At 25.6% G+C, this 14,849-nt stretch carries 15 protein-coding genes; 6 read left to right on the top strand and 9 right to left on the bottom strand.

Annotated elements, in window-relative coordinates; all coding sequences use genetic code 11:
- Positions 1-9: 9 nt before the first annotated feature.
- The 4 genes from RGC78_RS10460 to RGC78_RS10445 form a co-directional block, all read right to left on the bottom strand.
- Positions 10-990, bottom strand: coding sequence for a hypothetical protein (locus RGC78_RS10460; protein WP_309556597.1), 981 nt, complete (start codon positions 988-990; stop codon positions 10-12).
- A 328-nt stretch (positions 991-1,318) separates the two neighbouring features.
- Positions 1,319-1,456 (bottom strand): hypothetical protein, encoded by a 138-nt coding sequence (locus RGC78_RS10455; protein WP_003374026.1) that lies wholly within the window; start codon positions 1,454-1,456, stop codon positions 1,319-1,321.
- A gap of 276 nt (positions 1,457-1,732) precedes the next feature.
- Positions 1,733-2,602 carry a type I methionyl aminopeptidase gene (gene map, locus RGC78_RS10450; RefSeq protein WP_309556596.1) on the bottom strand — a complete coding sequence of 290 codons (870 nt, stop codon included), beginning with the start codon at positions 2,600-2,602 and terminating at the stop codon, positions 1,733-1,735.
- A 289-nt stretch (positions 2,603-2,891) separates the two neighbouring features.
- A complete protein-coding gene (locus tag RGC78_RS10445; protein ID WP_309556595.1) occupies positions 2,892-4,334 on the bottom strand; it encodes a DEAD/DEAH box helicase in 1,443 nt (480 codons plus the stop codon).
- Positions 4,335-4,630: 296 nt separating this feature from the next.
- Here RGC78_RS10445 and RGC78_RS10440 point away from each other — a divergent pair, with 296 nt between their 5' ends.
- Positions 4,631-5,779 carry a DEAD/DEAH box helicase gene (locus RGC78_RS10440; RefSeq protein WP_252232607.1) on the top strand — a complete coding sequence of 383 codons (1,149 nt, stop codon included), beginning with the start codon at positions 4,631-4,633 and terminating at the stop codon, positions 5,777-5,779.
- A gap of 110 nt (positions 5,780-5,889) precedes the next feature.
- Here the strand turns inward: RGC78_RS10440 and RGC78_RS10435 are convergent, their stop codons facing one another.
- The gene (locus RGC78_RS10435) at positions 5,890-6,099 is read right to left on the bottom strand and encodes a hypothetical protein (protein ID WP_252212780.1); all 210 of its coding nucleotides are present in this window, start codon (positions 6,097-6,099) and stop codon (positions 5,890-5,892) included.
- 199 nt (positions 6,100-6,298) lie between these two features.
- On the opposite strand from RGC78_RS10435, the gene RGC78_RS10430 reads away from it, so the two are divergent.
- From RGC78_RS10430 to RGC78_RS10420, 3 genes are all read left to right on the top strand, one after another.
- Positions 6,299-7,207, top strand: a complete 909-nt coding sequence (locus RGC78_RS10430) for a DMT family transporter (RefSeq protein WP_252212781.1) — start codon at positions 6,299-6,301, stop codon at positions 7,205-7,207.
- 131 nt (positions 7,208-7,338) lie between these two features.
- The gene (locus RGC78_RS10425; RefSeq protein ID WP_252212782.1) at positions 7,339-7,893 is read left to right on the top strand and encodes a hypothetical protein; all 555 of its coding nucleotides are present in this window, start codon (positions 7,339-7,341) and stop codon (positions 7,891-7,893) included.
- 223 nt (positions 7,894-8,116) lie between these two features.
- The gene (locus RGC78_RS10420; RefSeq protein ID WP_252212783.1) at positions 8,117-8,515 is read left to right on the top strand and encodes a bacteriohemerythrin; all 399 of its coding nucleotides are present in this window, start codon (positions 8,117-8,119) and stop codon (positions 8,513-8,515) included.
- A 101-nt stretch (positions 8,516-8,616) separates the two neighbouring features.
- Here the strand turns inward: RGC78_RS10420 and RGC78_RS10415 are convergent, their stop codons facing one another.
- Genes RGC78_RS10415 through RGC78_RS10405 form a run of 3 tightly spaced genes read right to left on the bottom strand, consistent with a single transcriptional unit; the run spans position 8,617 to position 11,238 of the window.
- Positions 8,617-9,621: a permease gene (locus RGC78_RS10415; protein WP_252212784.1), complete on the bottom strand. Its 1,005-nt coding sequence runs from the start codon at positions 9,619-9,621 to the stop codon at positions 8,617-8,619.
- Positions 9,611-10,267: a GTP-binding protein gene (locus RGC78_RS10410; RefSeq protein WP_252212785.1), complete on the bottom strand. Its 657-nt coding sequence runs from the start codon at positions 10,265-10,267 to the stop codon at positions 9,611-9,613. Before RGC78_RS10410 ends, RGC78_RS10415 begins: the two co-directional genes overlap by 11 nt.
- Before the next feature lie 14 nt (positions 10,268-10,281).
- Positions 10,282-11,238 carry a CobW family GTP-binding protein gene (locus RGC78_RS10405; RefSeq protein WP_309556594.1) on the bottom strand — a complete coding sequence of 319 codons (957 nt, stop codon included), beginning with the start codon at positions 11,236-11,238 and terminating at the stop codon, positions 10,282-10,284.
- 181 nt (positions 11,239-11,419) lie between these two features.
- Between RGC78_RS10405 and RGC78_RS10400 the strand changes: the two genes are divergently transcribed.
- Entirely contained in the window at positions 11,420-11,809 is a 390-nt protein-coding gene (locus tag RGC78_RS10400) for a hypothetical protein (protein WP_003371490.1), read from the top strand.
- A 306-nt stretch (positions 11,810-12,115) separates the two neighbouring features.
- Here RGC78_RS10400 and RGC78_RS10395 read toward each other — a convergent pair whose 3' ends face one another.
- Positions 12,116-13,483, bottom strand: coding sequence for an MATE family efflux transporter (locus RGC78_RS10395; protein ID WP_309556593.1), 1,368 nt, complete (start codon positions 13,481-13,483; stop codon positions 12,116-12,118).
- A gap of 252 nt (positions 13,484-13,735) precedes the next feature.
- Between RGC78_RS10395 and RGC78_RS10390 the strand changes: the two genes are divergently transcribed.
- Positions 13,736-14,722 (top strand): radical SAM protein, encoded by a 987-nt coding sequence (locus tag RGC78_RS10390; RefSeq protein ID WP_252212788.1) that lies wholly within the window; start codon positions 13,736-13,738, stop codon positions 14,720-14,722.
- The last annotated feature ends 127 nt before the right edge of the window (positions 14,723-14,849 follow it).

Genomic DNA, 14,849 nt, shown 5'->3' with positions numbered 1-14,849 from the left:
CGTAAAAATTTATATACTCTTTTCAATAACTTTTCTGCTTAATTCATGCATAAGCTTTAATTTATATTTACTTACAGTTGTACTTTTATCAAATTTCACCATTTGTTGTTCACATACTTTTATGAAATCTTCAAACTCAACTGTAGATGACTTAAATAACTTTAATGGCTTAAACCCATATTCAAGAGATAAATTAACAGTTATCTCGTTACATTCATCTAAATTTATACCTTCAATTTCCGATATCATTTTTGTTTCTTGACTCACTCCTCCTGCACAACTGTCCCATTTAAGGTAAATAAATCCATATTTAGACTCTAGCCTTATATTGTTTTTTTCCACTTTTTTAATATTAAAACCTTCTGGTAAACTTAAACAAGAACTTTTCAATACTATATTCCCAATACTAATTGAATTACACACGCCTAACATTTCATCAACATCTATGTATCTAAACTTTACAAGTAATTCCTTAAGATAGTTTATATCTATATCAAAATACTTCTTTTTTTTATCTCGCTGTATTCTTCCCTTAAGTATTCTAGTAAATATTAATTGTATTAAAAAACAGTCAATAAAATGGAAAAATTGTTTGTGGCTCTCTAAATTATCCTCTGTTAATCCATTAATAATTCTTTCCTCAATATTATAATAAATCTTATCTTTATGTTTTTCAGGTAAATTATCAAATAATACTCTAGCATTTACACTTGTAGAATTAAATGGTATATCAATAAATTTCTTTTTGCTATAATCATACACAAATTTTAATTCTATTTCTTTCTTATAAATTTCGTATTTAATCATTATATTTATTATAAGAAAAATATTTAATAATAATAAAACTATTATTATTAATACAAATAGTTTTATATTATCTTTATAATATTTATCGAACAATATATTGCTTATTAATGAAATCTGTACCCCTAATAATATAACTGAAAATATTAATATTAATATATCCTTTCTTTTTGCTTTTACCTCCATATTTCCCCCTAAACATTAAATCTTTTCTTATATTTTACCACTTTTCATCAACAATGTCATAACCTTCATATTTTAGGTCTAAATTTAAAATTAGTTTATTATCTATTATTTTAATAGTTTATTCTGTTTATAATACGGTATTTTCACTAATAAAAATAGCCCTAGGTAAGTCATATCAATGCCTAAAGCTCTCAACCTCATTTATTTATGATACGGTTCACTATTAATTATTCTAAATTCATACACTAAAAATAAACCCACGAAAATCCAATAATAAAATGATTTTCGTGGGTTTCATGGTGGAGGCACCCCTCCACCAGCCCTCATCTTATTTATCTAATTCTTTTTCTAATGTTTTTATAAATCTAGCTACATATTTAGCTGTATGTTCTTCATCTTTTCCCTCAGGAAACATCTTATTGTTTATTAAAGCTACTATAATATCCTTTATTTGTTCATCTTCCATAAAAAAACTCCTTAATATTAATAAGCTTTATTAATATAAGTGCTCATATAATATATTTATACCAATCTTAAATAAATGTTCTAAGATTATTATTATCAAAAACAAACTCTTACAAAAAAATACCATCCCATGTTTAACCACAAACACAGGATGGTAATCTCTTGTATAATTAATTATAATATTTTATATTCATTTTAGTATTCCTAATTTCAATTACTCCATCCAGCTTTACTTATACATATATAATATAAGCACTATCCTTGAAACACACCAAAATTATTTAGCTAATATTTCAACTCCAGTTTCAGTTATTAAAACTGTATGTTCCCATTGAGCTGATAATGAATCATCTTCTGTATATATAGTCCATTCATTTTCTGCATCTACATATACATCATATCCACCAGCATTAACCATTGGTTCTACTGTTAATACCATTCCTGGTACTAAGACCATATCTGTACCTTTTTTACCGATATGAGGTACAAAAGGTTCTTCATGGAATTGATTTCCTACTCCATGACCACCTAAAGCTCTAACAATTGTGTAACCATTCTTATGTGCTACTTCTTGACAAGCAGCTCCAATATCACCTAAGTGACCCCATGGTTTTATTGCTTTTATTCCAGCTTCCATACATTCCTTAGCTACTTCAACTAATTTCTTAGCATCTTCACTAACTTCACCTATCATAAACATTCTTGATGCATCTGAATAATATCCATTAAGAATTGTTGATACATCTACATTTACGATATCTCCATCTTTAAGTATTATCTTTTCATCTGGTATACCATGACATACTTCATTATTTATAGAAGTACATACACTCTTAGGGAATCCTTCAAAGTTTAAAGGTGCAGGTATAGCACCATGTTCTACTGTATAGTCATAAACCAATTTATCTATATCTAAAGTAGACATTCCTGCCTTTATCTTACTTGCAACTAAATCTAAAACTCCATTGTTAACTTCTGAGCTCTTTCTTATTCCTTCTATGTCTTCTGAACTCTTTATTACTTCTCTCGGTGGAACAATTTCACCTTTTAATCTTAAACTTTCTAACTTTTCATCAAACTCTAAATGGCATCTCTTATATTTTAATCCGCTGCCACACCAGCATTTTGCATTTCTATTTGAAAACATAATTTTAAATACACCTCTTTACTAAATTCACTTTTTGAATTTCTATATTTAATTATCTTAGATTTTATCTAATTTTAAGCACTAAAAAAATTCTATAAATTCCTTCACACTAAAACTAACACACTATTATTATTATATATATATATATTTGAAAAGTGATTCTTTAACTAATTACTATTCTTTATTCAGTATAACTAAATTATACTATTTAATCAAATTATTATAATATTCCTAAGTTCAATTACTCAGTCCAACTTTGCTTATTCATAGATAAACACTTTACTTAAAGTTAACCTCTTGCTCTATCACATTTAAGCTTTTTACCTTTAATTGTAGCTGTCTTTAGTCCATTTATTACAATTTTACCTTTTCCATTTAATATATCTACGTATGAAGCTAAATCTTGAACATCTATTATTCCAATGTCTTCACCAGTTACTCCTGGTATTTTAGTTACAGCTCCAACTATGTCCCCTGGACGAATTTTCTTTTTCTTACCACCATTTAGATATATCTTCATTATATCTTTATTTACAGCATTACTCTTTTCCTTCTTCTTCTTTGGTTTACTTTTTAATACTTCCATTGCTTTTTCTGTGCTTTTAATTATTTCTTCTTTGCTTGGAATATTTTTAACCTCTAGTTTAAAGCCTATGTATTCTTCAATTTCATTTAAATATCTATCTCCAGAATCTTTGCAAAAAGTTAATGCTACTCCTTTAGCCCCTGCACGTCCTGTTCTTCCTATTCTATGTACATATGCTTCTTTTTCAACTGGAATATCATAGTTTATAACATGTGTAATTCCCTCTATATCTATACCTCTTGAAGCTATATCTGTTGCTACTAAAATTCTAAAGTCACCTCTTCTAAATTGCTCCATAGTATCAAGTCTGTCTTTTTGCATCATTCCACCATGTATCTTATTAGTTGAATAACCCTTTTTATTTAAATATTCATGTACTGTATCAACATTTTCTTTTGTTCTACAAAATACAACTGAAGTTTCTGGCATTTCAGATATAAGTATATTATTTAATAAATCTAGTTTTTCGTTATATCCTATATGATAAGCATAGTGACTTACATTATCGCTTGTTAAATTTTGAGATTTAATTGCTATATCAATTGGTCTATTCATATGTTTGTCACATAAGTTTTTTATTTCATCAGGTATAGTTGCAGAAAATAATAATGTTACTCTTTTCTTTGGTATTCTTCTTATTATAGCTTCTACTTGTTTTATGAATCCCATATTAAGCATTTCATCTGCTTCATCTATAACAAAATAATTTATCTTTGACACATCAAGGCTTCCTCTATCTATATGATCTAATACTCTGCCTGGAGTACCAACAACTATATGTGTTTTTTGCTTTAATTTTCTTTCTTGATCCATTATTGATTGCTTTCCAAAGATAGGTACACAATTAATTCTTTTATATCTTCCTATATTAGATATATCTTCACTAATTTGAACTGCTAATTCTCTTGTTGGCGCTAATACTAACACTTGAGGTTTATTTTCATCCCAGTCTATTTTTTCACATAATGGAATACCAAAAGAAGCTGTCTTTCCACTTCCTGTTTGAGATTTTACAACTAAATCCTTATTTCTAAGTATTTCTGGTATTGCTTTCTCTTGAACCTCTGATGGAGTCTTATATCCTAAATTATCTATTGCCTTTAGCAATTCACCACTTAACTCAAATTTATTAAATTCTTTACTCATTTTTTAATTGTCTCCTTTTTTATCTCAATGAAATATCTAAAATTCACTTTACTTATTATAACAAATTTATTTTAGCCTATATGTTAAATATCTATTTCAAAAAATACTTTTTTATTAAAAGTTATAACTTAGAAATAACAATATTTACTCTTATGGTAATATTCATTAAATATTAACTAAAATTTATCTAACTCTATGATTATATACTACAAATACAAGTTTAACTAGAAAAATACATATATTAAGTATATAATTAAGCATACTAATATTTAAAAACAAAGGAGAATTTTTATAATATGACAAAATCATTAAACGATTTAAATTTAAGTTCAGATATAATAAGTGCATTAGAAAAGCAAAATATAACTGTTCCAACTGAAATTCAAAGTTTAGTTATAAATGAAGCTTTAGAAAATAAAGACATAATGGGAGAATCATTTACTGGAAGTGGTAAAACTTTAGCTTATCTTCTTCCTATATTTGAAAGAATAAATACTGAAACTAAAGATATTCAAGCAATAATTTTAGCACCAACTCATGAATTAGTTATGCAAATAGAGGCTCAAATTAAATTGCTTTCAGATAACTCTGGAATAAACGTTAAATCACTTGGAATAATCGGTGATGTTAATATAAATAATCAAATTAAAAAGCTTAAAGAAGTTAAGCCTCATATAATAGTTGGATCAACTGGTAGAGTTCTTGATCTTATAAGAAAGAAAAAGATCACTGCTCATACTATAAAAACTATTGTTATTGATGAAGTTGACAATTTATTGGATCCAAAGAGAGCTCAAATTGTTAAAGACATAATTAAAACAACTATGAGAGATAGACAATTAATGGCCTTTTCTGCTTCTATTACTCCTGAAATAGTTGATTCATTAAAGGAATTAATGAAAGATCCATTAATAGTTAAATCACAAGGTAAATCTTCAATTAATCCTAACATTTCACATGTGTATGTAAAATGTGATAGAAGAGATAAATTTGAAGTACTTAGAAAAATAATAGCAGCTGAAGATCCAAAAAGAGCATTAATATTTGTTAATGATAATAAAGATATTGAATTAACTTCTTTAAAACTTAATTATCATAATAGAGAATGTTTTGCTATGAGTGGAAGTATTTCTAAAGAAGAAAGAAAAAATGCTATTGATAGCTTTAAAACAGGTAAAATCAAAATATTAGTTTCTTCAGATGTATCTGCTAGAGGTCTTGATATTACTGATATTACTCATGTATTTAATTTAGATCTTCCATTAAAACTTGATGAGTACTTACATAGATCTGGTAGAACTGCTAGAGGTAATGCAAAAGGTACTTCTATCTGTATAGTTACTGATAAACAAATGAACATAATAAAAAAATATGAAAAAGCATTTAATGTAGAATTCCAAGAAAAAATTATTTCTAATGGAGTACTTAAAAATAAAGATAAGTAATTTATTTCTTTCATTAATTAGACTAGACTTTTAAATATAATTTATTATAAATTAAAAAGATTACTTAATACAAACCCATTAATTAAGTAATCTTTTTAATCATATTTAAATTATCTCCTATTTTTATACCAAATTATTTTATTAGTATAAAACCATACATCACCATCTTCGTATACATTTTCTTTAAGTGCTGGCACATCTTTTTCTTCAAACTCATTTAATATATTTAGATTTTTTACTGATAATTCTTCTTTTCCAAAGTATGTGACTTTTCCTGCATACACCACTCCGTCTACTGTTTTAAAAATTATATCATTCATTAATTTACCTCCCCTTTATCCCTAATAATATACTTCTATAGCAAAACTTAATATCCCTTTAAATAGGATTAAATATACTGCAAAAAGTTTATCAATATTCATTTTGCTTAAATTAATATCTTATTTACACAAATTTATTATTAATATATAATTTACCACATAGCAAAAAATACATAACTTAAAGGGGGACTTGATTCATATGAATAATAAAAAGTTATCATTAAACTTTTTAGCGTTTTTTACAATAGTAGTTTGGGGTACTACTTTTGTATCTACTAAAGTATTACTTAGTAATTTCACTCCAGCAGAAATAATGTTTCTTAGATTTTTAATAGCATATATTATGCTTTTACTAATTCATCCCAAATTTCATAAAATAACATCAATAAAAGAAGAATCTTTATTTTTGCTTGCTGGAATCACTGGAGGATCTTTATATTTTATTACTGAAAATTCTGCATTAATTTATTCTCTTACATCTAATGTAGCATTAATTCTTGCTACTGCTCCAATTTTAACAGCATTTATGGCACACTTTTTTTCCAAAGGAGAAAATTTAAATAAAAATTTATTTATTGGATTTATAATTGCAATTTTAGGTGTATTTTTAGTTATCTTTAATGGAAATTTTATATTAAAATTAAATCCAATTGGAGATATTTTAGCTTTATCTGCTGCATTATGTTGGGCTGTTTATTCAGTAACTTTAAAAAAAATTAGTGGTAAGTACAACTACATATATATAACTAGAAAAATATTTTTTTATGCATTATTAACTATATTGCCATTTATATTGTTTTCATCATCTAGTAATATAAATACCATGTCATTATCGCAACCAAAAATAATATTCAATTTGTTATTTCTAGGAGTAATAGCGTCTGGAATATGCTACGTTGTTTGGAATTATACAGTTGATAATTTAGGAATTATTAAAACTAATAATTACATTTATTTAATACCAGCTGTTACAATGATAGCTTCTTTCTTTATATTAAATGAAAGTCTTACTCTATACTCTACTTTTGGTGCAATATTAGTATTACTTGGGGTTTATGTTTCAGAAAATGGATTTAAACTACTTAAATTTAAGCAAAGATTACATTAAAATTTAATCTTTATTAAGATTCTATTACTTTACTTTTATTAAAAATAAATAGTGATATAATATTCTACAAAGAACAAATTTTACTATGTAAATATAGGGAAATTTTTTAATATCTTAGGAGGAAGACGCTCATGAAAAAAAAATTTATTAAATTATCAGTAATTTCACTACTATGTATTATAACATTAGTATCATGTGGAAAGCCTAATAATACTAATAACGATACTAATAACACTACTGAACAAACTCAAAATGAAAATGCTAATTCAACTCTACCAGGAAATGTTGAATCTTCTACTGCAGAAGTAAAGAAGGTTGTTAGTATAGATGATTTAAAAGATAAGGATCAAAATGCTATTAAAAAAGTTTTAGGAAATCCTAAAAGCACAGATGGTGATAAAGTTACTTATGAAAAAGATGACTATACTTTTGAAATAACTTACGTTGATTCTAAATCTGCAATTATTAAAATTATACCAATAAAAGAACTAAAATATCCTAATGATGGTATTAACATCTTAAATGTATTAGGCATTAGTGCTCAAACACCAGATGTAACTGCACCTATTGGTCTAGTTTGGAATAATAAATTTAATACTTATAAAATAACAGTAGCATCAGATGCTAGTGTAGAAAATAAACTTAGTTATATTGAAATTATATTAGATGAAAAATACGCTCAATAGTTAAAAAATGTTTTGAATTAAATATACTATAAAAACTATCGGATAATAGGTGTAATATTTATGCTTATATCCGATATTTTATGTTTATTATAAAATTCGTTCTATTTTAGAGGTATTTCATGTATATTTATACATATTCAATTTGAAACTTTTTATATTTTTATTATATAATAATATAAATATATAAATTATTATATATATTATCGAATAAAGAGGGGTACAAATGATAAAATGGGACGATAGCTATAATATTGGCATTGAGACTATAGATGAACAACACAAATATTTATTTAAACTATGTAGAGATTTAGAAATCCTACTTGCAACTCCAAATGTAATTTATAAAGTAGATGATGCAATTAAAATTGTATGTGATTTTCGAAATTATGTAACTTATCATTTCTATTATGAAGAAATGTACTTTGGCATGGTACATTATGCTTATCTAGCAGATCATATTGCTGATCATAAAGCATTTAAGAAGCAAATCTTAGATATTAATGTATCTAATTTTTATAAAGAAAACTACGATGAATTACAAACATTAATTAACTTTTTATATGGTTGGATTTTTGATCATATAACTAAGAAAGATATTACCTTAAAAACTTTAGTTGAGTAAAAGATTAAAGTGGCTGTTTTCATTAAATTCATATGAAAACAGCCATATTTTTTAACTCTACCCTTTCCCCCTCAACTTATCTTGATTAACTTCTATTATTGTTATAATCCTGCCAATAAAAATACGCTTGAAACCAATATAACAACTGATACTATTGTAATAGATAACTTTATTACAAATTCCTTTCTAAATGTTCCAAATAACATAATTAGATTTTTCATGTCTAACATAGCCCCAAATATTAAAAAGGCTACTACACTACAAAAAGGATATTGATTTAATAAATTTTTACCAATAAACGCATCAACTTCCGAACATAAAGATAATAGAAATGAAAGCAACATCATAAATATTATAGATAGCATCTTTCCATTTGATATATTATCAAATATACTGGTTGGAACCAATACTTGAAATGCAGTTGCCAAAAATGCTCCAATTATAAGGTACTTCATAATATCTAAAAATTCTTTTATAGAATGCTCTAAAAGTAATTTAAACTTATTTCCATCACATTTCATCATTCCATTATCATTACATCCGCAATTACAATATGATTTATTGTCTATTAATCTGTCCATCAATAAATATTGTCTTCTGCCTTGAAGCAAGGTCATTATAACTCCTATAAGAATTGCTCCAACAAATCCGCCCACCGTTCTTGCTATTACCATAGATATGTTATCATTAAACGCTGTATATGTTGACATTATTACAATTGGATTTATTAAAGGCACAGCCATCATAAATGTCATTGCAAATCCAAGAGGCACTCCTTTTTTAATTAAGGCTCTTGTTATAGGAATTATTGCACATTCACATATTGGAAATATAAGACCTATTAATGCTGCACCAAAATATCCTACAATATTATTTTTAGGAATACACTTACGTATAGTTTCATTTGATATATATATTTGCATCACACCTGAAATTATCGCTCCTAAAACAATAAAAGGAGTTGAATCCATCATTATGTCTATAAATGTACTAAAAAATTTTTCCATTATATTTTTATCATACATATCTAATTTATATAATCCTATAATAATTAAAAATATGATAAATGATATTATTAAAAAATTTCTATTCTTTTTATTTTTCACTCTCTTTTCTCCTTAAATGTTTTGTGGAATTATTTATCTTAACTTTTATCTTTTTAAAAAAAGTATTATCTAATATTTGACTTTCTCTAAGCAGTGAATTAAATCCCCCTTTATTTTCTGATTCCAATATATATGCTGATGGATTTATATTTTTTAACATATTTTTAGTACTTTCTATATCTTCTTTATTACAATTCTTAGTATTATTCAAAATCATCAAATTTGAAAGTTCAATAAATGGAACTAAAAAGTTACCCATATTTTGCACATATGATCTTAAACTTTTAGTATCACCAATAAAATATATCCTGTCTAAACTAATGTTATTTTTATATATCTTTTTATCTATTATTTTAAATAAATCTTCTAAATTGTAAGTTCCATTAAATTCAATTATTATTCTATTAGGAGAATACTCTCTTATTAAACCAATCATATCTTCGCTTAGTTTCTTTAAATCACTTTGTTTATAAATTGTTACTAAACCATAATCTAAAACTTCGTCAGATATTTTGTTTTCTCCATTTTCTAATTGTATTACTATTATTTTTTCACCTTTTACATAACTTTCTTTTATCAAAGAATTTATAAAACTTGTTTTCCCGGCTCCTAAAAATCCTGTAACTATTTCAACTTGAATTTTCATTTTAATATCCCACCTTAACTAAATAAACGAATCAGTTCTTTTTTATTTAAATTACTTCCTATTATAGAAATAACTTTTTTATTAGCCCATTTTATTTTTCTTCCTTGAAATTCATTTGGTACATAATCAAATTGATAATATCCACCATTTATAACTTCAACAATTCCTTTTGCTCTTATTACATTTCCATATTCTTTGTTTTGTTCTATTATTTTAAATTTACTTTCTAATTCTTCTTCACTAATTTTATTATTCAAATCTATAGGATAACTTTCAAAAACATCTTTTGCAGAATGATTATGTTCTTTTCTAAAAGAAGCATGTTTAGCTATTTTATTTATTATAAATTCATTCTTGTTGTATAATGCTTTGTCATCAACCCCTACTATTTTGTTTATTTCTTTTATATCCCTATCTAACAAAGATTTACTTACTATTTTTGCAGTACTATTTATCTTCCTAATAGAGCTAATTACTTTTTTGAGTTCTTCTTTGCCTATTAACTCTGTTCTACTAAAAACCAAAACTTTTGCTTTTTTTATTTGGTCCTTATAAAATTCATCAAAATTATTTAAATACATGTCATACCTTTGCGCATCTATTACTGTAATTACTCTATTTATTGAAAATTTTTCTTTATATTCATATTTATTTAATAGATTTAATATTTCACTTAATTTTGCTACACCTGAAGGTTCAATTATAATATTTTTAGGATTATATTTTTCTATTATTTCTAACACAGATTCTATAAAATCACCTGTTACTTGGCAACAAATACATCCTGAATTTATTTCTTTTATTTCTATATTTCTTTCCTTTAATATAGTTCCATCTATTCCAACTTCACCAAATTCATTTTCTATTATTACTGTATTTTCATCATAAACCTTGTTAGCTAACAAACTTTTAATAAGCATTGTTTTACCGGCTCCTAAAAATCCCGAAAATATATCTATTTTACTTACCATAAATTTTACCCCTCCTTATACTCCTATATATTTATTTATAATTAAATCAATGTAAATATTACTTAATTTTAAATATTTTTTCTTTCTATTAATAATTATTGATAAAATTCTAAAATTATGTTATTTTTAATTAAGGTATATTACACTAACGTTTGATTTAATACAATTAGGGAGTGATTATATGTATGATGTAGATGATTTTTTTAATCATCCAGAACACAGGATGTATATAAAATATGAACCTTTTTATCTTACACCTAAAATATTTTATTTTTTATGTGAAGCCAAGAGTATTTATAATATGATTGAAGCAGCTAAATCTAATAGACCTGCTCTTGAAGGTGTAATTCCAGAAATTGAAGATTTTTTTGAAGCTGGAATGCCTGAAGATATGTTTAAACAAATGATTGGACGTATGGTTAAATTTATTCTTAGAGATTTTGGGTGTTTTCCACTTGAAAAAATCCCTACTCTTAAAAGAAAAAATACTATATTTAAATCTGGATTAAAATACACTTATGATGAATCTAGAGCTAGAAGAAAAATTAAAGTTCATTATGAAATAGTATAATAATGCTATGTTTTAGTAAAATGTCTATATATGCATAAGCAAAGCTGGACTGAGTAATTGTACTTAGGAATACTAAAAATGAGTATAGTCCCATTTTAGCTTGCTCCCAATATAAAATTGAGACAAGCAGTAAATGGGACTATACTCATTAAGTATTCTCAAAGTCCAATTACAATGCCACTTTGCCTATTGCATATATAGACATAAACTTAAAACATAGGAACAGAATAGGTGAATAACACTTTCTAAAAATATATGTTTTAAAATTCTAATATAGATTTTTTCCGCAACTTTTTACTATCAACTTTAAGCTAGTATTTCTTCTCTATACAATTTTCTTTTCCTTAATAAATATAGATATATAGTTAATAATACTGTTCCTTTTAAAATACTACTTATGCTTATGCTCCACCATATCCCGTCTAAGCCAAGCACATTTGGATTGCATAAAAAATATGAAGCTGGTACTCTAGCCCCTGTTAGTAATATTCCTATGATTGATGGTATGTATGTACGTCCAAGTCCATTAAATGCACCTGTTATTGTAATCTCTATACACATAAATAATTGTGAATAACCTAGTATTCTTAAATATACAGTACCTTGCTCAACTGCTTCTGGATCATTTAAGAAAAATGAAAATACATATTCTCCTCCTAGTATTAATAAAAGAGAAGCAAGTATTCCTATAATCACAGCCATAACCATAGTAACTTTTACACCCTTATTTATTCTATTATACCTTTTACTTCCGTAATTTTGTCCAACAAAAGTTCCAAGTGCAGTAGAAAACCCACCTGCTGTCATCCATGATATAGCTTCTATTTGTGAACCTACTTTTTGAACAGCTATGGGTACGGGTCCAAATACTGCTATTATTCTTCCTATACACATAGAGAATATAGTAAATAATCCATTTTGTATTCCTCCAGGTAATCCTATATTACAAAGCACCTTTATATAATCCATTCTAGGTCTTGTAAATACATTTACCTTTAAATACTCTTCTTTACCTTTAATCATAACAAATATGAAACTTAAACTTACTATTACTTGAGCAATTACTGTTGCAATAGCCGCTCCTGCTACCCCCATCTTTGGAAATGGTCCTATTCCTAATATTAAAACAGGATCAAAAACCATATTAAATGCAAGTCCTATAGTGTTTATTACAAATGGTGTTTTACTGCTTCCAGCACCATTAAATATTGCAGTAAATACTGGATTTATAAAATAAAATATCATTCCCATTGCTACAATGACCAAGTATGTTTTAGATATTGATATTACTTCTGCATCCCCTAAGTTAAAGAAGCCTATAAGTTTATCACTAAATACTAATAAAACCACTGTATATAAAATTGAAAGTACTAAATTTATTTGAATAGCACTTACTATGTACGACTTTACTTTCCTTAAATTATGCTCTCCCATCTTTTGTGCAACTTTTATCTCTGCTCCTGTTTTTGAAATCATAATAAAGGCCATGGCAAGCCAACTATAAAACCCTGCCGTTCCAACTCCAGCAACAGCTTTACTTCCTACTTTTCCTATCCATATCATATCCGTCATATTGTATGCCATTTGTATAAAAGAAGTTCCCATAATAGGCAAAGCCAGTTTTACAAGTTTGGATACAATCTTACCTTCTGTTAGATCAATTCTTTTTTCCACATTAATCTCCCTCCTTTTTTAATTTTAACTATAAATTTAAACATTTATTATATTTTTAATATATAACGATTTTAAAGTCTCAAAATTAGAAATAAAATCTAATCTGAGACTTAGTCAAAATCTTATTGTACTTAAATTATTATATAAGAATCTAAGCATATGTCAAAAATATTTTTTAAAGTTAGCATATTTTAAAGTTTTATAAATATATCTATAAATGTATTAATAGAAAATTTAGGGGATGTTGCAAATATGAATTTCAGTGGATATATGAAAAATTCTACTAAAAATATTGTAATTTCAAAAGTATGTTCACTTTTAGAAAAGAATCCTTCAAAAAATATGGATAAATTATTTAATTTATCTATTAAACTTATAAAAGATAATGAAAATAAAAAAAAGATAAAAAGTGCTTATAATTATTATAATGATACTCCTTTAGTTAAAAATTTCATTGAAAATATATTGTTAAACATAAATCCTAATTTTTTAAAAAAGTTCACTATAAATTTTTTCGATTATGTTTTTGATAACAGTGCTCATAGCTCTTTCCCATTCTTTGTTATAAATTTATCACCTGAAAATAATATTAATCAGCTTACATATAGTGATGTTGACACTATTTTAACAAAAGTCAAAGAAAATAAAATATATTATGTTTTTATAATTGCTAAAGAGCCCTTCTCCATGGACTTCTTATTTAATATTTATAAGAAATATCCTAATATATTATTTATACCTTTTACAAATGGAGAAATGTTTAGTCCTATAATTTGCAATAGATTATATTCAACCTGTAATGTTATACCTATAATTTCTCTTGATGGATTTAAGGATGAAACAGATTATCAGCGTGGAATCGGAACTTTTGATAAAATTATGTTTAACATGGATTTACTTAAAGAAAACTCAATACCCTTTGGAATATCATCAAATATTTCATTTAATAATATAGATATTATAACTTCTAATAATTTTACTGACATGCTATTAAATAAAGGAGCATTTATAAACTTTTATTTTTATGATTCTATAATAAATGAAAGAAAACAAAAATTAGAACTTTATGCAAAGATGAAAAATTTTAAAATAAATACATCCTGTTTTCCTTTAGATTTTCTTGATAACTCTATAAATTCAAAAATTCTTATAGATAAAAATAGTCTCTATAAAAATGAAATCAAACTAAAATTTAATAATATGAAATATTGTTTTGAATCTTGTTCTTTAAGGATTTGAAATTGATACTATGTTTTAGCAGTGTGTTGATATATGCATAAGCAAAGTGGACTGAGTAATTAAACTTAGGAATACTAAAAATGAGTATAGTCCCATTTTAGCTTGCTCCCAATATAAAATTGAGACA

The sequence above is a fragment of the Clostridium aquiflavi genome (assembly GCF_031344075.1).
Lineage (GTDB): Bacteria > Bacillota > Clostridia > Clostridiales > Clostridiaceae > Clostridium > Clostridium aquiflavi.
This window is presented reverse-complemented; position numbering and strand designations above follow the sequence as displayed.